Below are 20,802 nucleotides of genomic sequence, written 5' to 3' on the forward strand. Positions count from 1 at the left end.
TATTTGGCATTTGACTTGCTCTTTATTCAGCGACTTAGCGCATAACGCGATATTTATACCGATAAAGAGGAATGTAAAATGCCAACTCCATGTTATATCTCGATAGAAGGTCAAACCCAGGGCTTGATTACGTCTGGAGCATGCACTTCAGATTCAATTGGTGATTCATTTGTTGAAGGCCATGAAGATGAAATGCTGGTGCAGCAATTTGACCACAGTGTGACTGTTCCAACGGATCCACAGTCGGGTCAACCTTCAGGTCAACGTGTTCATAAACCGTTTAAATTCACTGTAGCGTTAAACAAAGCTGTGCCTCTGTTGTACAACGCTTTGGCGTCAGGTGAGAAAATGAAGTCTGTTGAATTGAAATGGTACCGTACGTCCATTGAAGGTAAACAAGAGAACTTCTTCGTCACCAAGCTAGAAAATGCTTCGATCGTTGATATTCATTGTGAAATGCCTCACTGCCAAGATCCGGCAAAATCAGATTTCACTCAAAATCTAACGGTTTCGATGTCTTACCGAAAAATCACTTGGGACCACGTCAATGCAGGTACGTCAGGTTCAGACGATTGGCGAAAACCCGTTGAAGCGTAAGCCTAAAGTTAAACCAACAAAAAGGTCGCCTAGTTTGGCGACTTTCTTATCTGTATACACTCAATCAATGATTAGGCTTTACGCAGAGCAATTCGTTGTCCAAACACGTTGAACAAAGCGCCGACAACAATAAGAGCACCACCGATATAGGTAGACACAGCTGGAATTTCTTCGAAATACACCAGTCCGATAACAATCGAGAATACGATCTGAACGTAAGAGAACGCTGAGGCTTTACCCGCTTCTTGCGTTTTCATCGCTTTGGTTAAGCCATATTGTCCAATCTGTGTAAACACACCAATCATAATCAACATAAAGGTCAAATGAAGATCCGGCCATATAAAATCATTCCATACCAGCAGAATCGAAATGGGAGTAGCAATCATTGGGAAGTATAAAATGATGACTGAACTGTCTTCCGTTTGGCTTAGCTTACGAACAATGACATAAGCGATAGAGCTACCAAAAGCGCCAATGAGGGCAACTATCACGCTGAATGCGGGTAGGTTGACTTCAGTGGAACCATCAAGTTCTGGCAATAGGATGCAATATAGACCTAGTATGCATAGCACAATACAGATCAAGGTTGCTGGTTGAATTCGTTCTTTCAAAAAGAACACGGCTAGCAACGCGGTGAAAATAGGGTGCGTGTATTGAAGAATCGTTGCTTCTGCTAGCGGTAGTGACGTTACTGAATAGTAGACACAGATAAGTGAAAACGTACCTACAGCGCCTCTAAGTAATAGCAATGGGCGATTGTTACCCCAAACCGAAATGCGTTTACGTTTTACATCAGCGTAACTAATGACAAAAGAGACCAGAGCCCTTGCCGCGACGATTTCAAAGACAGGAATGCCATATTCATGAACCGCTTTTACGCTGGCTGTCATCAAGGAGAAGCCGAGCGCAGAAAGAAACATAAAACGTACGCCGACAGGAATTGCCAGCAAAGGGTTGGTTTGCATAGTAAAAGGTGACTTAGTTTAAAGCAGAATTAGAGCGATACTTTATCGTTACACGTCGTCGTTGTCGCGCATTTTCTGAAGTGTTTTTCATTCTCATTACTATCACAGAACCGTAAACGGTAAGAATGTTTCTAAAAACGGGAATATTGGTTATGGTATTTATGTCTAAAGGGAAAATGCTAGTTGGAAAGAAGCAAGGATTCTCTTAGGTTTAAATACATAGGGCCAAGTTCATTGGAAATTCATTAACGATAAAACCGTTGTCCTAGATAAGTGTTGGAACTGCTTACGGCGACAAATAAAGTCCGTTTCCCCTGAAATGGTTGAAACGGCTAAGGATATTTATGAATGCAAACTATCTGGATTAAAAATCCTCTCGCGATTTATACAGGGAATACCAAAGATGCTCGTGGTGGTGTGGTAATTCGCGGAAACAAAATTATCGAACTGGTTGCGTTAAACGCTTCACCTTCAATATCTTATGACTACGCTGTTGATGCTTCGCATCACGTCGTCACTCCCGGGCTCATCAATGCTCACCATCATTTTTATCAAACATTAACTCGCGCTTATCCAACCGCTTTGAATAAAGAGCTTTTTCATTGGCTCAAGAGCCTCTATCCGGTATGGGCGAATCTTGACGATGAAATGCACAGTGTTGCGACCGAACTTGCGCTGGTGGAACTGATGCGTTCAGGCTGTACAACCGCATCAGACCACCATTATTTGCTGCCATCAGGACTTGAACACGCCATTGATATACAGGTTGAAACGGCACGTAAACTCGGCGTGCGTACTATCTTCACTCGTGGATCAATGAGTTTAGGCGAGGATGAAGGTGGTCTTCCGCCAAGGCAGACCATACAAAAAGAACAAACCATCATTGATGATAGCGAACGATTAATCCGTGATTATCATCAGACTCAAGATGGAGCAATGACGCAAATCGCGTTAGCACCGTGTTCACCGTTCTCGGTCACTACAGACTTAATGAAGGAAACCGCTCGTATTGCAGAGCGCGACGGTGTTATGACTCATACACACTTGTGTGAAACCATCGATGAAGAGAATTTTTGCATTCAACGCTTCGGAATGAGGCCGGTAGATTATTTGGAAGATGTGGGTTGGCTTAATGACAGAACTTGGCTGGCGCACGGCATCCATTTCAACTCAGAAGAAATTATCAGGCTCGGTAAAGCAGGGGTGGGTATTTCACATTGCCCGACCTCGAACATGATGCTTGCTTCAGGAATGTGTAAGAACTTAGAACTGGAATCTGCTGGCGTGAAAGTAGGGCTGGGTGTAGATGGTTCGGCTTCCAATGACGGTTCGAATATGATTGCCGAAGTTCGTATGGCGATGTATTTGCAGCGACTTCAATACGGTTCCGCCAAAGTGACCCATTTCGATGCATTACGTTGGGCGACGAAAGGTTCGGCAGCGGCAATGGGACGCAGTGATATCGGGGAGTTAGAGGTTGGTTTAGAAGCCGATATAGCCATGTTCAAGCTTGATGATATTCGTTTCTCAGGGAGTCACGATCCATTAGCTGCGCTTTTATTATGTGGTGCTCAGCAAGCGGATAAAGTGATGGTGGCTGGTCAATGGCGAGTTTTAGATGGTGAAGTGGTGGGTATTGATATGGATCAACTGCTAGAGCGTCATACCGCGGCAGCGAAGCGCTTAGCGCAGCTCGCTAAATAATTATTCTTTAACTTAAAAGTCATAGAGACAGTATGAGATCTTTGTTGTATAACGAAGATCTCATAATTCATCAGGGATTGATAATGTACATTCAAAATTTCGAAGCTTTTCTTATTGCTATTACCATTCTGACTCTCACTCCTGGATTGGATACCGCACTGGTTATTCGCAACACCTCACGAGCGGGATTCGCGGATGGTTGTACTACGAGCTTGGGAATTTGTACGGGACTATTTGTCCACGCTACCTTTTCTGCAATCGGTATTTCAGCGATCTTGGCTCAGTCAGCAGAGCTGTTTCATTTCGTGAAAATGATTGGTGCGGCTTATTTAATTTGGTTGGGTTTATCGAGTCTTAGAGCGCTTATGGCTTCTGGTCAAGGGCTCAATGTAGCAGTGGCTACGCATTCATCTTTGAATTTGAAACGTTCACTGCGTGAAGGTTTCTTATCGAACGTATTAAACCCTAAAACAGCGGTATTTTACTTAGCATTTTTGCCACAGTTTATTAATCCTGAACATTCACCTTTGCTTCAATCTCTATTGATGGCTGCGATTCATTTCGTGATTGCGATGATTTGGCAATGTGGTCTCGCAGCAGCGTTAAGTTCAGCTAAGAACCTACTTAAAAACGCGTCTTTTATGCGTTGGATGGAAGGCACAACGGGTGTGGTGCTAGTGACTTTAGGCATTAAATTGTTATTTGAAAAAGAAACGGTTTAGTCTGAAACATTATGTTTGCAATAAAAAATAGCGCCAATGCGGCGCTATTTTTTTATCTGTCGGATGATGCTTGGTTAAGCAACAGCTTTTGAATAAGTCACATGCGCTTCAAAGTAACGTTTTGTCTCTTCAACTACCACATGGCGTAGGGCAATCAGACCGATAAGGTTTGGAATCGCCATCAGGCCATTCACGATATCCGCCAAAATCCAGATCATATCCAAATGCAAGAAAGCGCCTGATGCTACGAGAGCAATGAAGATTAGCTTATATGGCAGAACCGCTTTTGTCCCCAATAGGTAAACCACGCAACGCTCACCGTAATAGTTCCAACCTAAGATGGTGGTAAATGCGAAGAACATTAAGCCGATAGAGACAAGCATTGGCCCCAACGTGTTTGCATTTAAGCCAACAGCGAATGCATGAGTTGTCATTGCAGCACCAGCCAAATCTGTTTGCCATGCACCGGTAAGAATCAATGCTAAGCCCGTCATGGTACAGATGATGATGGTATCGAAGAACGTGCCTGTCATGGAGATCAAACCTTGGCGTACACAAGAGTCCGTTTTCGCTGCTGCTGCTGCCATTGGAGCACTACCAAGGCCGGATTCGTTTGAGAATACGCCGCGTGCTATACCAGATTGGATAGCCAGCATAATGCTTGCGCCAAGGAAACCACCTGTTGCAGCGGTTGAAGTGAAAGCAGAAACCAGAACCAACTCAATAGCATTCAACAGTTGATCTGAATTGGTGATAATCACACTCAGACAAGCAACAATGTAGAACACCGCCATTGTTGGTACCACTTTACCCGCTACTTTCGCAATAGACTGAATACCGCCGATAGTGACGAATGCCACTAGCAGAGTCAGCACCACTGCGGTTACTTCACGTGATACACCAAATGAAATCTGTGTTGCATCTAAAATCGCGTTTACTTGAGGGAAAGTACCAATACCAAAACAAGCGACACCCAGAGCAAAAATTGCAAACAACACTGCAAGTGCTTTTGAGCCAACGCCGTATTGTAAGTAGTACATTGGTCCGCCGACCATTTGACCATTTGCGTCTGTTTTACGATATTTCACAGCAAGTAGACATTCGGCGTATTTAGTCGCCATGCCAAATACAGCAGCCAACCACATCCAGAATAGTGCGCCAGGGCCACCGACTTTGATAGCGGTTGCGACGCCCACGATGTTACCTGTACCTATTGTTGCGGATAGGGCAGTACACAAGGCAGCGAAACTGGATACATCACCTTCTTTGTTTGAGTTTTTGTCTTTGGAAAAGACCATTTTTAACGCAGTTGGTAGATGGCGAAACTGAAGTAAGCCTAAACGAAATGTAAAATAGATACCTGTACCAACAAGTAATATCAGAAGTGGTGGACCCCAAATAAAATTGTCGATCGATTGTAGTAATGATTGAAGGTTTGTCATGAATTCCCCTTAAAAAATAACACATAAGGAGAAGAGAGAAAGGGTATTAAAAAATATAAATAGATCCGTGGCATTGGATGCAACGAACACAATAGGGCCTTTCACTCCTCTGTCCTTTTGCCTGAGAGTTTCACCCTGCTAAACGCAGGACTTGCTCCTTCGGCGACCGATTTAACGGTTCTCTCCAGAGGTTCCTCCAACTACAGTCCTCGCTTATTCCAAATACGGAATAAAGCACCTGAAAGATTTACTTCTTCGGCGGGTAACACTAATCTAACAATTTGTTATTAGATTAATAACCTCTCTCCTGCAGTCTTCATCGGAACAATTATCCAAGTGAATGGATAATTTGCGTTGGCGATATTAGCGAAATCAAAATGTGATGTCACGCGCTAGATCAATTTAATGTAACATTGTGGTTCAAGTTACGGATTTATATACTTTCCCATGACTTTATGGGCAATAATACGTGATATAAGCAAGTCAACAAATTGGAGGAATCCATGAACAGGTTAATTGCTATCGCTGTATTGGTGGTGCTGGCTTTTCTGTTAATCCGATATGGTACTAACGCGAAATTTCAGAAGTGGATTGTCACAACTTTGGTTTCTGCGTTTGTCATCTACGTTGTGACAGTTGTTGTAGCTGAATTGATCCGCTGATGTTTGAACTAGGAGTTAATAATGAATCAAACAGATTTAGATGATGATCATGATGATGTTGTCGTCATCGAGCAGCGTGATAAAAGGGGTGTTGTTTATATAGCAGTGGCTGCTGTATTGGGTTTGGCACTTGGAGGTCTGATTGGTTCTACAGTAACGGCTTCTAAGTGGGAAAAGACATACCAAGTGCTTGAGGCTCAGTATCAGAAGAGTTTAGAAACCAAAACAGAAGAAGCGGCGGTTGCAGAGCAGAATAAAACCTCAGCCCAAGAAGAGTTTGATAAGCAGCTTGCAGCGGCGATGGATGAGCAAGAACAAAAGCATCAACAAGCTTTGGCAAACATTGAATCGCAACTGACTGAGCTTGAAAAAGTGAATATGTCGTTGGAAGCGCAAGTCTCAGAACAAAAAGCGCAGTTGGAGCAGACTGCTCAGCAAAATGCCAAGTTGAATCGTCAGTCAGATATGCAAACCACCATGCTTGAGCGTTCTCGTGAGTTATTCCAGCAAGAGCTGAAAATTAAGCAAGAAGTAGAAACCTTGCAGAAAGAACGTGACGAGTTGGTTCCTAAGCTAAAAACACTGAAAAAAGAGTGTGATGTTTATTTAGAAGGTAAGTCATGGGATGCGACCTCAGACTCTTGTGATAAACAAGATGCTGCGAGTTCGAGAATTAGCCAAATTGATCAAATGCTAAGAATCCATCAGATGGACTTAGAGCAAATCAAAGCACTTTCAGAAGAACTTGGACTTTAAGTTCCAATCGAAATGAACAAATAAAAAACCAGCCAAGTGGCTGGTTTTTTTCAACTTAGTGTGACAACACTTGTTATTAATCGCGGAAGTTGTTGTATTGGAACGGCTGTTCCAAATCAGAACCACGTAGGAAAGCGATCACTGCTTGTAAATCATCCCGCTTTTTACCAGTTACGCGTACTTTGTCGCCTTGAATTGAAGCCTGAACTTTTAGCTTCTCATCTTTGATCATCTTAACGACTTTCTTCGCTAAATCGGTTTCAATACCTTGTCTGAAAACCACTTCTTTAGACCAAGTTTTACCTGACGGTACCGATTTTTTCGATTCCATTGAACGTGGGTCAACACCGCGTTTCGCGAGGTTGTTACGCAAGATGTCCATCATCTGAGTGATTTGGAAATCGTCAGGGGCAGTAAGTTTTACCGTTTCATTTTTTAGTTCAAAACTGGCTTCAACGTTGCGGAAGTCAAAACGTGTTGCTAGATCACGTACAGAGTTCTCGACAGAGTTACGTACTTCAACAGTATCGACTTCAGAAACGATATCAAAAGAAGGCATGTTAAGTTTCCTTATTGTTGATTAGAGCGGCGTACTTTTATCGACTCAGCCAGCATCGCTAGCATTGTCTTGGTATCTTCCCAGCCCAAACAAGGGTCAGTGATAGATTGGCCGTACGTCAGATTATCAAGGTCAACCATAGACTGGTTTCCTTCCTCAATAAAACTTTCAGCCATGATACCCGCTATTTTATGACTACCGGACTCTATTTGCTCACAAATGTTTTGAGCAACGTCTAATTGTTTACGATGCTGCTTTTCGCAGTTCGCGTGGCTGAAATCGACCACAAGACGTTCCGGCAAATTAAATTGGGCTAGTTGCTTACACGCTTCATCAATTGATGTGGCGTCAAAGTTTGGTCCAGATTCGCCACCACGTAGGATAACGTGACCGAATGGGTTACCCGCAGTGCGATAAACCGTCATGCGACCATTTTTATCTGGCGAATAAAAGTAGTGCTGGGCATGTGATGCACGAATAGCATCAATAGCAATTTTCACATTGCCATTGGTACCGTTCTTAAAACCGACAGGACAAGACAGGGCTGAAGCCATTTCCCGGTGAATTTGAGATTCTGTCGTACGCGCGCCAATTGCTCCCCAAGTAATCAAATCAGAGATATATTGGCCTGTGATCATATCCAAGAACTCAGTCGCGGTTGCAAGACCAAGCTTGTTAATATCTAGCAGAAGTTTACGCGCTTTGTTTAGACCGGTTTCTAATGCATAGGACCCATCTAAGTTTGGATCGGTAATTAAACCTTTCCAACCAATAACTGTGCGCGGTTTTTCAAAGTAAGTTCGCATAACGATAAACAATTCATTGCTATATTGTTCTTGAATTGCACTTAAACGCTGGCCGTAATCCAAAGCTGCTTCTGTATCGTGTACAGAACATGGGCCTACGATGACCAAAAGGCGATCGTCCTCGCCAGTAAGAATCTGTTCGATTTGTCTGCGAGAGTGAGCAATACGTTGTGCAACTTCTTCCGTAATTGGATGTGCTTGGCTAAGTTCTGCCGGAGTTGGCATTGGTCCCAACGCTTGGGTTCTTAATTCATCTGTTTTGGTTGGCATAGGAGAATAGCCTGTCCTTTTATTGCGAAGCGCTAAAGATAGCGAATTTGGCTGTCAGAATAAACAGTTGCGAGCATTTGACGCTCATAAAAAGTGTAAAGTGAAAATATATTCAGTTTTTCATCATAACTATTGAATATATGCTTGTTTTTCTCTCTTTGACTCGGTATTTTCGAACTAACAACAAAACGGTAATTGGAGCAGTAATGAGTTTTGAACAACAAGGAATCATCCATCAAGAATTGGTGTTGGGAAATACCCTGCCAAATGCGGAGCCACAGCAAAGTAGCCATGCCTTATTTATATCGCTGTCTGAATTGATTGCAGAGAGTGTGTTCTACCATCCTGCATTGGCTGCGGGTGGAGTAGAGTTGCTTCCTGAGTTAGAACAAAACTCATTGAAATCTCTGCTCAACGGACTGTCGATCGAAGAACATTTTGTCTCAGTTCTTGTAGAACGCATTACGCAGTCGATCAGTGCTGAACATGCCTCAATTCGAATTTGTTTAAGCTCATCAGACAGCTATGCGTTTAAAGCACTGATTGGCGGAAGCATAGAAGAAGATGAAGTTAACCCAGCAATGGGTGTTCGCGGTGTGTCTCGATTTGCTTCTAGCAAGTATTCACCGGCGTTTGCTCTAGAGTGCAAGGTCATCAAAGCACTGCAAGAGAAAGGTCATAACGTAGAGATCGTTGTACCGTTTGTCAGAGCGTTGAGCGATGCTGCAACCATTATTGATCGTCTGGCTGAACAAGGTTTACCACGTGGTTTGAATGGTCTGAAAGTGCTGTATGTTTGTAGTGTGCCTTCGGCTGCGTTGGTTGCAGAGAAACTGCTGCAGTACTTTGATGGTGTTGTCATCGATTGGGACGACCTGACGCAGATGACGTTAGCGGTGGATAAACATAATGATGCGATTAGCTATTTATATAACCCAGAAAGCGAAGCGGTAAGTCAATTAGCGAACCTTGCTGTAACTGCTGCAAACTTGGCTAAAAAGCCTGTAGTGGTTGTTACTCGTGGTTTGGAAAACTATCCGAAACTGCAGGAACATCTTGTAGAAAACATCCAGCCAGAGTCTATTTTTAACTTTTAACTCGCTGTTCTTGATTGAGAATTAAGAGATTGGTGAGAGCATCACTGATCTCTTAATTTTGTTAGCGAAATGTTGACACTTTATCCTGCATCCCTTTAACTGACCGAATAAATATAAAACAACATACCTTAAAAGGTCAGAAACATGCTCTCTACACTTACTAAAGCAAATTGGTATCTCAAGTCATTTGGATTTTTTAAAGTTCCTTTGATTTGGGCATGCCGCCCTCAAATTTTATCTCTCAATGATAAATCGATAGAAATCCGTATTCCTTTAAAACGACGCAACAAAAACCATTTGAACAGCATGTACTTTGGTGTGCTCGCTGTAGGCGCAGACGTAGCTGGTGGCTTTATGGCTATGGACAAAGCAGGGCAACGTGGCGAAAAGGTGTCATTGGCTTTTAAAGCTGTCAAAGGGGAGTTTTTTAAACGTCCGGAAGCGGATGTGCACTTTCACTGTAATGATGGCGAACTGATAGATGCAATGCTGGACGAAACCATAGCAACAGGTGAGCGAATTAATAAAGACGTAAAAATTGTTGCCACTTGCCCATCTTTACATGGAGATGAGCCAATGGCGGAGTTTTTGTTAACCTTGTCGCTTAAGCGCATTAATAAGCGCGGATAGCCTGATTTAACTAGCAAAGCCCGATTATTGTTGGATTTCGGTTTTCTCAATATCGACGATCTTGCTTCGGTTGAGTACCACTTTCCAACGATAGTAACGAGGGCTTTGCTGGTGTCCGTCTTCTTTAATGATTAAGTTGATTAAATGACGTTTTTCGACGGATTCTCGGCTTACCTGACCATTGCTCAGCCGATAAATACGGTTGGAACCTTTATCCATCAAGCGGGTTAGGGCACGCAGATCGATCAGCATTACATCTCGAGTTTCTTCATAGCCGCTCATGAAACGTGACGTTGTCATTTCTGTTTCGGAGCGATAATGGAGAATTTGCTCTTCCCGCTGAACCACGCGTTTCTTACGTATTATTTTGATGCGATCGGCTAAAGCAGAAAGGGGCTTATAGTCGAGCCATTCGATTTTTTGACCCACTTGCTTGCCGGTTGTCGGATCGAAATAACGTCGACGCCACTTCGGTTTTCCTTTGCGAATCCAACGCCACATCATGTCTTTCAAATCGTCTTTAAAAATCTCACGCAAAGCGTAGACAAAAGACATAGCAATAATGAATGAAGCAGTGATTTCTCCCCAATAATCTCTTGCCAGAATCGCTGTGATAGTCACAAACACCATCACTAACCCCGTCGCTAAGCCTTTGACTGCGCGCCTCATATTCTTACCTAAAGAGGTCACTTTCTCAGTAAGAATAATCGGATGCTCTATCAAACGACGTAGCAAACGCATTTTGTTACTCAAGCGGGTAATGTCCTGATCAGCTTTGACAGAGTTATAGTTGTTCAAAGTACGGTGTGCTTGCTCCCTTTCAACCAAGGTAATCAGGCGCTCTTTTATAGTTTTATATTCTTTATCACGAGTCAGCTGAGACACCATGGATAAGAATTTTTGTTCAGTATACCAAGAGAGGTAGTTATCGATATTTGCGTAGTAACGCTTCAAACCTTCTTCGTACGGAATGCTTCGGCGTAGTCGTTTAAGTATGTCTAAAGAGAGTTCTATAACAGTATCAACCTCATCTTCAGTGACGCTGTCACTTGAAAGGTTGAGCTGACTGACGGCTTTATCTAATGCGATAACATATTGATAAGCAAACAAACTTAAACTTACACGGTACTGTGTTGGAGAGAGCCTGCCACGTTGGGCAAGTCGACTGTGTACAAGTGGGAGAAGAATTTTGTCACTGTAGTAGGAGCGTTTTTGATGAATGGAGCTGTAAAAAAATTCAGACTCAGTCATTACGTCAGAGGTAAGTCCTAGTTCGCCCGGAACAAAGATATACATGTCTAAGTCCAGTTTTTTGCTTTCTGACATCTCAGTGGTGATTTTTAACGTAACCGCATCTTGCTTATCTACCGTGATCAACAATAACTCCTAACTATCTTCGAAAAAAATAACGAAATTTTCTCTGATGAACAGGCGAAAGCATAACAGAGATAACGTATAATCTCTGCAAATTTGAGGTGAGACAGTAATTAATGATTAACGTTGGCAAGATTAACAGTCTAGAAGTGGTAAAAATCGCTGAGTTTGGCGTGTTTTTAGATGCGGGCGAATATGGCACAACAATGTTGCCAAAACGCATGGCTCCTGAGGGCGTAGAACTCGGACACTATGTTGACGTATTTTTGTATTTCGATTCAGACAACCAATTGGCTGCTACAACTGAAAAACCTGTGGCTCAAGTGGGTGAATGGGGCTTAATGACGATTGAAAGTGTTAACAGCACTGGCGCGTTTGCAAGCTGGGGTATCAAAAATAAAGATTTGTTGCTTCCATTTAGCGAGCAACGTACACGCTTTAAGCCGGGTCAAAGCGTACTGGTTTATGTTTACACAGATAAAGCGTCTGGTCGTATCGTTGGTACCACTAAGTTCAATAAATGGTTGGATAAAACACCAGCTAATTACACCAAGAACCAGCAGGTTGATTTGATTATCGCTGAACGTTCAGACTTGGGCTTCAAAGCAATAGTAAATGGCGAGCATTGGGGAATGATTTTCCCTTCAGATGTATTTGGTAAGTTATTTATTGGTAAAAAGCTGAAAGGCTTCATCAAGAATATTCGCCCTGATGGCAAAATTGATCTCTCTTTGCAGAAGATCGGTGTTGAGAAGATGGACGACTTGAGCGAGAAGATTTTAGAGACTCTGGCTAAGAAAGGCGGTTCAATGCCATTAAGTGATAAATCAACGCCTGAAGCTATCTTTGCTGAGTTCCGTACCAGTAAAGGGACGTTTAAGAAATCTATCGGTACTTTGTATAAACAAGGCAAGATTGTTATCGAGCAAGATGGCATCCGCTTGGCTTAAATGCCAAGCTTTATAGCTCTGTTTGTTCCTCCTGAATAACCTTGTTTCCCTAGAATAAAAAAAGGCCCGAAATGCTTAGCATTTTTGGGCCTAGGGGAATGGCTCCGGAGAGCCTGCGCTAATTTCCACTTACAAATAAGTGTAGTACAGGCTCCTCGTTTAGCGAGGGTTAACTAGAATTTCATACTATAGTTTGATTTTACAAAAGAGAAGTTTGCTTTTTAGAATAGGTTTTTGTCTCTAACAAGCTCTCTTGGTAAACCATTTTTCACTCGGTTACCGACCCATTTTCCTAATCCAATCACATCGTTACCAAAGCGGACGATGACTTCACCTTGGCCACTTTGCCCTTGTGGACGAACATCACGCCCCATATACCATTCTCTGGCGTCTTCAATCGAGAGTTCAATACAACAAGCTTCATTACCCGTTGCAAGAGTGGTTGCGACTTGGTGTTGCCAGCGATAGCCTTTTTTGTGCGTTTCAGCAATCTTAATCCCCATACGCGAGAAACGTAGCTCACCCAGCATTGGCTCTAATGCATCAGGGAATAACCATACATCGTTGTCACGAAGCCAAACGGAACTGTTTTCTGGCAGCGAAATACCTAAGCATTTTTTCAGCTCTTGATTCACGTCGTTTGAGATCTTCGCGTTGGCTTTTTCAAACGGGAACTTACCTAAGCGTTTTTTGACTGCTGGCGTATCAACACTGCCATTCTTGCGGATTCGAGCCACGAAGAAGCCTTCGCAGTCATAAACTTGTGGGAATATATGCAGGAAACCTTCTTCTGTTAATGCTTTATTGGCTTCAGGGAATAGCGAAGCTAAGGATTCGAAACTGACCGCATCGCCGAATGTCTGTTTAAGATGCTGGCAGACATCTTGGTTTTCTTCACGGCTTAATGTACAGGTTGAATAAACAAGCACCCCACCGACTTTTAGGGCCTGAAATGCGCTTTCAATCAGTTCTTTTTGTGTATCTGCAATGCTTTGAATGGATTCTTTGCTCCAGTTTTTCAAAGAATCCGGATCTTTACGAATGGTTCCTTCGCCTGAACAAGGAGCGTCCAACAGCACGGCATCAAACTGCTCTGGTAACCAACTGCCAAACACTCGTCCATCAAAGTTGGTCAGCGCAGTGTTGCGAATGCCGCAGCGTTCTATGTTGGCATGTAGGACTTTTACACGGCTGGCTGAGAATTCATTCGCTACCAAAATACCGTTATTTTGCATTAAGGCTGCAATCTGCGTTGTTTTAGAGCCCGGTGCTGCCGCAGTGTCTAGCACTGACACATAAGGGCTGTCTTCAGCGGTGAACAGTGCAGATACAGGCATCATAGAGCTGGCTTCTTGGATATAGAACAAGCCTGCCATATGTTCAGCGGTATTCCCCAGAGGAACGTCACCTTCGTCAGCATCAATCCAGAAACCAGTATCACACCAAGGTACAGGTTCTAAAGCCCAGCGTTTATCTTCAGCGCGTTTTTTGAATTCCTCTACAGAGATTTTCAATGTGTTTACGCGAACACTTTTACGTAGCGGTCTTTGGCATGCTGCAATGAAATCTTCCATGTTTAACTCAGGAGGAAGAATTTCGGCCATTGAAGATAGGAACAACTCAGGGAAGGATATATTAGGATGCAAAACGTATTCTCGATTAGCTAAAGGGCAGAGTAGGTAGTAGGCGGCAGATTATAGCGGCATCACAGTTTTATTTGAAGTCGTGGTTTTACTGCTGGGTTAAGCGTTGTTAAGCAGATAAATGAAAAAAGCGTGTTTCCACGCTTATTTCTTACTACTTTGAAGTTGCTAGTCCGGTTGCAGACTAGTTTGGTTGAGGAATAGGTGTGCGCCATTGTTTCCAACCTTCTTCAGCGCGCGAGTACAAGTAGAACGACTGTCCCGCTTTGGCAGCAGGCATGAGCTGTTTTTGTTCTGGTGTTGAGAAGGTAATACCACCGCGAACAATACTGTCAAACGTACCTGCCTTGATATCCGCACCCGATAAACCGATAGAAACGTCCACGCCTGAAACGTTCCAGAAGACACTGTTTTGGCGAATGAGATAGCTGTACTCAGGTTCAATTTCGATAGTCGAAATCACTCTGTCAGCAAGGTTTCCTAACTGCACTCGAGTTACTCGACCTACATCCATGCCTCTAAACAAAACAGGGGTGCCAACGGAAACCGAGCCTTTATCTTCGCTTTGTAGGGTAAACGAGATACTGGTTTTCTTATATGGCAGTTCTGACAACGGGAATGAATAGGTTGGATCGCCATCTCCCGGCTTAACCTCAATAGACTTGCTTAGCAGGTTCTCGATGTTTTCAATACCATGAGTCAAGCTAACGTTCGCTGATGCAATCCAGAATACTGATCCTTTTGTTGCAATGTTCTTGCTGTATTCAGGTTTAATTCGAGCGGAAATCGCAATCTTATTTGCAGTGAAACTTGGCGTGACGCTGACCACTTCACCTACAGATACGCCTTGGTATTTGATGTTTGTACCGACAGGAACCGCCACATCGCCAGAGGCTGTAAGAGTAATGGTTTTACCGTACTTTTGTGCTTGTTGATAGCTTGGATAAAGCACCCATTTGTCATTAACTTTGTTATCAACACCACTGATGTTATCAAACGCTATCCCTCCTTGAATCAATGTTTGCAGAGGCGCAGCTTTAACACTTATTCCTGCCAGCGATGCATCAATTTCGACACCTGAACGGTTCCAAAATACAGTTTGACTCGTAATTAGATGCTTGTACTGATTCTCTATTTTTACCTTAATCTCAACCCCTTTAGACGTCAGCGTGTAGCCTGCTACATTCCCCACTCGCAGGTTGCGATAGAGAAGTGGGCTACCCGCACTGACTGGAGGAAGTTCTTCCGCCATTAAGGTAAATGTTTGAGTGCCAGACTGATTGTACTTCGCCAATTCAGCTAACGATTGGCTTTGATAAAGCCGATATTGTAACTGAATTTGCTTACTGCCTTCACTGACAAAGCTAATTGAACCCGTCAGTAGCTGTTTAGCTGGAGGAATAGAAACGTTTAACCCTGATTCTGTCAGTTCGGCGGTTGCAGTACCTGTAACATAAAAGCGGCTATTTGAGCCGATAAATGGAACGTACTCTTCATCAATTAGCACATCGAACTCAACGTTATCAGGCTTAAGGGAGACTTTTGTAACGCTACCGACCGCAACGCCGCGATACAGAATATCGGTGCCAGCACTCAGACCAAATGAGCTGTCGGCGATAAGTTTTAAGGCGACGGATTTCGCCTGAGTACGGTTAAATTCTTGCTTACGCACTGCCACAAAATGACGAGAACGATCACCTTCACCGGGAACCAGAGTTAGATAGTTGCCCTTTATAAGATTGCCTAGGTTCTCAACACCTGTCAGTGCGATTTTTGCTTCTTCAAGAATGAAGTTGCTGCCACTGTTCAGCATATCGCTGAAGGCAGGTTGAATAGCGGCAGATGCAATAATTTCTTTGCGTTCTTCATCCAACTGCAGATTGGTGATCTGACCGATTTCCAACCCTCTGTACATAATTGGCGCACCAGAAACACTGATGTTGTTATCATCTGGCAGAACAATCTTAATGGCGACACCTCGTCCGGCGGTTCTGAGGTCCGGATAAAGTTTAAATTCAGAATTTTGTTCAGCGGGTTCTCCTTCGTCAGGAGAGTCAACGGCGATAGCCCCACCTAACAAAGCAGCTACACTTTCCATACGAATATCAACACCACCTAAACCTAAGTTAGCGCCAATACCACTTACGTTCCAAAAACGGCTTTCCGTCGTTATGACATTGCGATATTGCTCTTGAATGGACGCATCGATAATTACAGACTGATTGTCATCGGCCAGTTGATAGTTGTATACCTCACCGATGGGGATCTTTTTGTAGACGATTTGCGAGCCAACAGAAATTCCACCCAAATCTCGAGCTTTCAAAGTAATGGTTAACCCTTGATTGGCGAGCAAGTCTGAAGGTGCAGAGTCGAGAGCGCGATAGCTTTGAGGATGGTCGTCTGCATCATAATCATTGTCTTTAACAATTTCATCTCCCGGGTCAATAGCAATGTAGTTACCCGATACCAAAGCATCAAGACCGGAAATACCAGACAAACTAGCGGTGGGTTTTACTAACCAAAAGCGGGTCTTTTCAGAAAGCAGTCTTTTCGCATCCGGATAAATGTCGGTGTCGACATAAATGCTGTCTAAGTTAGGGGACAACTTGATGTTTCTGACCATACCGACCTCTAAGCCTTGATAGCGGACCGGTGTTCTTCCAGCTACCAGACCTTGTGCATTAGAGAAGTAAATTTGAATGCGTTCACCAGCATCATGGATAGATTTCATTATTAACCAACCAGCCAGCACGACGGTGAGGATAGGCAAAATCCACAAAGGAGAGATTCCTTTGTTCTTTTTGACATCTGGCTTGTAGGAGGTTTGCTGAGTAATATTTTTATTCATCAATTGACTCTTGTTTATTGTTATCGTCGCGGTAGTTATCCCAAATGAGTCTTGGATCGAGGCTTTCTGCTGCTAACAGCGTCAACACCACAACCATTCCAAAAGCAATGGCACCGTATCCGGGAGTAAAATCGAGCAACTGCCCACGATCAACGACCGCTAACATTATAGAAATAACAAACAGGTCCATTACGGACCATTTTCCTATCCATTTGATAACAAAGTATATGATCATTCTTTGGCGGAAAAAGACGCTTCGCTTAAATTTTATGGCAAGTAGTAGATAAGTTAAGCCAAGTATTTTGGCGACCGGTACCACAATACTTGCCACAAAAATGATGACTGCAATTCCAATCATGCCGCTGTTAATCAGTGATGCTACACCCGAAAATATGGTGTCTTCGAGTCTTTGTCCGTTGGTTAACAAGATTGAAATAGGCAGAATGTTGGCTGGAATAATCGAAACCGTAGCGGCCAATAAGTACGCCCAAGTCGTTTCAATGGAATTAGGCTTTCTGTGGTAGAGCTTCTGATGGCAACGAATGCAATTTGAACTCTCCGGTTGAGAGAGATGGCAGTTGTGGCAGTGCACATGTTTCACTTCGAGCGGATATTCAGTTTCTGGTCGCCAAGCTTCCCAATAACGTCTTACACTGATACGACTGATTAGCAGAACGGTAAATATCTGTAGCAGAACCAGTCCGTACAGCCCGGGGCCAACAAAAACGTCTGAAATATCAATCAGTTTGAAGCACGAAACCGCAATGCTCACTAGAAATACATCGATCATAACCCAAGGCTTAAGCTTAGAGATCAGTAGCAGCGAATAGCGCATTAGGGCGAAATTATTGTGTCTTAACGCAACGTGTGCACCTACCACGCTGCAGCAAAGTATAAATGGAGCGAGCGAAGCACAGAAAAACACGAGCAGTGCTAAGCCGACATATCCTTCGTTATAGAGTGCTTCTACACCGGAAGGTAGTGTTGCTGGAATCATAACGCCTATTAGGCGAATACGAATGAAATCGAAAAAGTGAGAGGGTATAAACAACAATAGGCAGGTAATAGCCAAAGCTAAGTTGCCTGATAGGGAAGGTTGCCCGCCACGATAAAGTTGCGTACCACACCGAGGGCAATATGCACTTTTACCTTTCTCTACGCTAATGACGTCCACGGGCAACTCACACCCTTGGCAAAGGCGTATTCCAGAAGGAGTGGATAGATGTTTTTCTATCGCTCTCACTTTCATCAGATACCCCTTGAACTTAATGTGTCAATGTAACTAATTGGCGTAGGATTGCACCGAACCGTAGAGAGTTTGATATAGCCCTTCTTGCTCAACCAGTTCTCTATGTGTGCCAGCTTGGCTAACGCGTCCATCTTCCAATACATAAATTAAATCTGCTTGTTTCACCGCTGAAAGTCTGTGCGCGACTATCAAAGTGGTTCGTCCTTTTAAGAACTCGTTCAATGCCTTATGTAAGGCACTTTCTGTTGCGGTATCGAGTGCTGATGTCGCTTCGTCTAAAATGACGAATTTTGGATTACTTAAAACCATGCGTGCAATGGCTAGACGCTGACGCTGACCACCGGACAGACGGATACCATTACGCCCGATTTGAGAATCTAACCCATGATCCAGCTTACTAATTACATCCTGCATTTGCGCAATTTCAAGAGCGCGCCACAGTTCAGCTTCATCATGTTCTCCACCAAGGGTCAAATTGTGCCTTAAAGTGTCATTAAAGAGTATAGGTTGTTGTAGAACAACGGCAATTTCCCCACGGATAACATCGAAACTAATGTCGTCGCATGTCTCGCCATTGAAACGAATTTGCCCTGAGTTCGCCCGATAAACACCGATCAGTAGCTGTATTAGAGTCGATTTTCCTCCGCCACTTGCTCCGACCAGTGCAACTTTTTTACCGGATGGGATATTAAGAGACAAATCCTTGAGCACATTGTTTTCACCGTCATATGAAAAATTGACGTTTGAAACCGTCACTTCTACTTCTTTGTCTTCAGTAAATGGATTGATTTTACTGACTGGGCGATGTTCTTCTTCTAAATCAAGTAGAGCGTTGATTCGGCCAAGCGCGGCTTTGGCGCTATACCAAGAAAATTGAATGCTCAACAGTTCCTGAACAGGTGAAAGCATGAACCACAAATAGCCGAACACCGCAAACATCTGCCCAATAGAAAGATCACTGAACACTACCATGAGCATGGCCGCCGCTCTGAACAACTCGAATCCAAGCAAAAACAGCAGGAATGATAAGCGGCCAGCCGCTTCGGATTGCCATGCATATTTGTCCGCACTTAAACGTACTTCGTTGGCCTGTTCTTTTAGCTCTGTAAGAAATTCACGTTCTTTGTTGGCCGCTCTAAGTTGATAAATACCATCGAGGGTTTCTACCAGCCTGTTTTGAAAGCGCTCAAAGGCTTGGTTTTCTCTTTTCTTCAGGTGTTTGACTTTACTACCAAGCAAACGCGAAAAGTAAACCACGACAGGGTTTACTAATAGGATAAAGAGCCCTAAGCGCCACTCAATCCACAATAAAACGATCGCAGTTCCGCTGACGGTTAACAGGCCAATAATAAATTTACTTAACGTAGACCCGATAAATTGGTCTATGGTTTCAATATCTGTAACCAAATGGGCATTTATTCCACCGCTTCCGCGAGTCTCGTATTGTTTTATGCTAATTCGCCCCAACTTATCTATCATCTTGCTGCGCATCTGATAGGTGATGGTTTTAGAGACAAGTGTGAACTGTCGGCTTTGTAGAATATTGAGCATCTGGCTCGCCGCTCGCATGAGAACGACAAGTACTAGAGTGAGGACGATGTAACCTGTTGCTGTTTGCCAAGACGATGGCAAAACACCATTCATCATCTCGATACCGGTTGAAGGCTGGTTTAGCAGCACTTCATCAACCATGAGAGGCATAAGCAGTGGGATGGGCACACTGATTAGCGTTGCAACAATCGCAATTACATTGGCAAACAATAGCTTGGATTGATGCTTTTTCGCTTGTGTTATTAGCCAAGAACGGCTAATAGTGTTTGTGGAATTTGCCATCTTTATGAGAATGAATCCTATTTAGTTTTGGCGCATTATATGTAAAACCTTTAGGTAATCAAAACTTAAAGGCATTTAAAACCTAAAGTGAAGTCTTTATTTTTCAATTGGAAGTTTAGTTTATATGAAATTAGAACATTACCACCGCTTAACAAAACAAGCTGTCGCACTACTAGAATCAGAAAAGGACTTGATTGCGAACTTGTCTAACTTAAGCGCACTACTCAACATGGAATTAGAAGACCTTAACTGGGTTGGTTTCTATCTGATGCGAGAAGGTGAGTTGGTATTAGGTCCATTCCAAGGTAAACCTGCTTGTGTGCGTATTCCTGTCGGACGTGGCGTATGCGGTACAGCAGTTTCAACTAATAGTGTACAACGTGTTTATGATGTTCATGAGTTTGAAGGTCATATTGCGTGTGACGCTGCCAGCAATTCGGAGATTGTTATTCCATTTTCAATCAATGGTGAAGTAGTCGGTGTTCTCGATATTGACAGTCCAAGTGTGGGTCGTTTTTCCGAAATTGATGAGGAAGGACTGACATTTTTGATGACAGAAGTTGAAAAGCTGCTCAATTCACAGGCTAACAAGGCATAAATTGTCTTTTGCCTGTGGTTTTTCGTATTCAGGTCACTATAATACCGAACATATTTACTCTTAATGCTCGCGGACAAGCCGCATAAACCAGGAATCC

General features: G+C 43.3%; 18 protein-coding genes and 1 riboswitch. Of the genes, 9 read left to right on the forward strand and 9 right to left on the reverse strand.

The window, feature by feature from the left end; translation table 11 throughout:
- Positions 1-78: 78 nt before the first annotated feature.
- Positions 79-597 carry a type VI secretion system effector Hcp-2 gene (gene hcp-2, locus L3V23_RS17305; protein WP_042482515.1) on the forward strand — a complete coding sequence of 173 codons (519 nt, stop codon included), beginning with the start codon at positions 79-81 and terminating at the stop codon, positions 595-597.
- A gap of 71 nt (positions 598-668) precedes the next feature.
- Here hcp-2 and L3V23_RS17310 read toward each other — a convergent pair whose 3' ends face one another.
- On the reverse strand, positions 669-1,562 hold the full coding sequence (locus tag L3V23_RS17310) for a DMT family transporter (protein ID WP_042482512.1): 894 nt from the start codon (positions 1,560-1,562) through the stop codon (positions 669-671).
- Positions 1,563-1,910: 348 nt separating this feature from the next.
- Between L3V23_RS17310 and L3V23_RS17315 the strand changes: the two genes are divergently transcribed.
- Both L3V23_RS17315 and L3V23_RS17320 read left to right on the forward strand, forming a co-directional pair.
- Positions 1,911-3,266, forward strand: a complete 1,356-nt coding sequence (locus L3V23_RS17315) for an 8-oxoguanine deaminase (protein ID WP_102966586.1) — start codon at positions 1,911-1,913, stop codon at positions 3,264-3,266.
- Positions 3,267-3,349: 83 nt separating this feature from the next.
- On the forward strand, positions 3,350-3,988 hold the full coding sequence (locus L3V23_RS17320; protein WP_042482506.1) for a LysE family translocator: 639 nt from the start codon (positions 3,350-3,352) through the stop codon (positions 3,986-3,988).
- A 74-nt stretch (positions 3,989-4,062) separates the two neighbouring features.
- Here L3V23_RS17320 and L3V23_RS17325 read toward each other — a convergent pair whose 3' ends face one another.
- Positions 4,063-5,430, reverse strand: coding sequence for a sodium:alanine symporter family protein (locus L3V23_RS17325; protein ID WP_042482503.1), 1,368 nt, complete (start codon positions 5,428-5,430; stop codon positions 4,063-4,065).
- 99 nt (positions 5,431-5,529) lie between these two features.
- Positions 5,530-5,628: riboswitch (glycine riboswitch) on the reverse strand.
- Between the two features lie 305 nt (positions 5,629-5,933).
- Here L3V23_RS17325 and L3V23_RS17330 point away from each other — a divergent pair.
- Positions 5,934-6,092 carry a hypothetical protein gene (locus L3V23_RS17330; RefSeq protein WP_042482498.1) on the forward strand — a complete coding sequence of 53 codons (159 nt, stop codon included), beginning with the start codon at positions 5,934-5,936 and terminating at the stop codon, positions 6,090-6,092.
- Positions 6,093-6,113: 21 nt separating this feature from the next.
- Complete coding sequence (locus tag L3V23_RS17335; RefSeq protein ID WP_237292650.1) at positions 6,114-6,848, forward strand: chromosome partitioning protein ParA; 735 nt, start codon at positions 6,114-6,116, stop codon at positions 6,846-6,848.
- A 76-nt stretch (positions 6,849-6,924) separates the two neighbouring features.
- On the opposite strand, the gene L3V23_RS17340 is transcribed toward L3V23_RS17335, so the two are convergent.
- Together L3V23_RS17340 and L3V23_RS17345 are read right to left on the reverse strand one after the other, a co-directional pair.
- Positions 6,925-7,407 (reverse strand): YajQ family cyclic di-GMP-binding protein, encoded by a 483-nt coding sequence (locus L3V23_RS17340; RefSeq protein ID WP_102955554.1) that lies wholly within the window; start codon positions 7,405-7,407, stop codon positions 6,925-6,927.
- Between the two features lie 11 nt (positions 7,408-7,418).
- Positions 7,419-8,483: a 3-deoxy-7-phosphoheptulonate synthase gene (locus tag L3V23_RS17345; protein ID WP_237292652.1), complete on the reverse strand. Its 1,065-nt coding sequence runs from the start codon at positions 8,481-8,483 to the stop codon at positions 7,419-7,421.
- 206 nt (positions 8,484-8,689) lie between these two features.
- On the opposite strand from L3V23_RS17345, the gene L3V23_RS17350 reads away from it, so the two are divergent.
- Positions 8,690-9,580: a putative PEP-binding protein gene (locus tag L3V23_RS17350; RefSeq protein WP_102964448.1), complete on the forward strand. Its 891-nt coding sequence runs from the start codon at positions 8,690-8,692 to the stop codon at positions 9,578-9,580.
- A gap of 144 nt (positions 9,581-9,724) precedes the next feature.
- The gene (locus L3V23_RS17355) at positions 9,725-10,210 is read left to right on the forward strand and encodes a DUF4442 domain-containing protein (protein WP_042482485.1); all 486 of its coding nucleotides are present in this window, start codon (positions 9,725-9,727) and stop codon (positions 10,208-10,210) included.
- Between the two features lie 24 nt (positions 10,211-10,234).
- On the opposite strand, the gene L3V23_RS17360 is transcribed toward L3V23_RS17355, so the two are convergent.
- The gene (locus L3V23_RS17360; protein WP_042482483.1) at positions 10,235-11,587 is read right to left on the reverse strand and encodes a hypothetical protein; all 1,353 of its coding nucleotides are present in this window, start codon (positions 11,585-11,587) and stop codon (positions 10,235-10,237) included.
- 113 nt (positions 11,588-11,700) lie between these two features.
- On the opposite strand from L3V23_RS17360, the gene L3V23_RS17365 reads away from it, so the two are divergent.
- Positions 11,701-12,534: a S1-like domain-containing RNA-binding protein gene (locus L3V23_RS17365; protein WP_042482480.1), complete on the forward strand. Its 834-nt coding sequence runs from the start codon at positions 11,701-11,703 to the stop codon at positions 12,532-12,534.
- A gap of 221 nt (positions 12,535-12,755) precedes the next feature.
- On the opposite strand, the gene rsmF is transcribed toward L3V23_RS17365, so the two are convergent.
- The 4 genes from rsmF to L3V23_RS17385 form a co-directional block, all read right to left on the reverse strand.
- A complete protein-coding gene (gene rsmF / locus L3V23_RS17370) occupies positions 12,756-14,180 on the reverse strand; it encodes a 16S rRNA (cytosine(1407)-C(5))-methyltransferase RsmF (RefSeq protein WP_237292653.1) in 1,425 nt (474 codons plus the stop codon).
- A gap of 181 nt (positions 14,181-14,361) precedes the next feature.
- A complete protein-coding gene (locus tag L3V23_RS17375) occupies positions 14,362-17,025 on the reverse strand; it encodes an MlaD family protein (protein WP_237292655.1) in 2,664 nt (887 codons plus the stop codon).
- A complete protein-coding gene (locus L3V23_RS17380) occupies positions 17,018-18,274 on the reverse strand; it encodes a paraquat-inducible protein A (protein ID WP_237292657.1) in 1,257 nt (418 codons plus the stop codon). Before L3V23_RS17380 ends, L3V23_RS17375 begins: the two co-directional genes overlap by 8 nt.
- Positions 18,275-18,307: 33 nt before the next feature.
- Positions 18,308-20,107, reverse strand: coding sequence for an ABC transporter ATP-binding protein (locus L3V23_RS17385; protein ID WP_102966580.1), 1,800 nt, complete (start codon positions 20,105-20,107; stop codon positions 18,308-18,310).
- Positions 20,108-20,231: 124 nt separating this feature from the next.
- Between L3V23_RS17385 and L3V23_RS17390 the strand changes: the two genes are divergently transcribed.
- On the forward strand, positions 20,232-20,705 hold the full coding sequence (locus tag L3V23_RS17390; protein WP_042482467.1) for a GAF domain-containing protein: 474 nt from the start codon (positions 20,232-20,234) through the stop codon (positions 20,703-20,705).
- Positions 20,706-20,802: the final 97 nt, after the last annotated feature.

Origin of the sequence: Vibrio sp. A1-b2 (assembly GCF_021726015.1) — a bacterium.
GTDB lineage: Bacteria > Pseudomonadota > Gammaproteobacteria > Enterobacterales > Vibrionaceae > Vibrio > Vibrio diazotrophicus.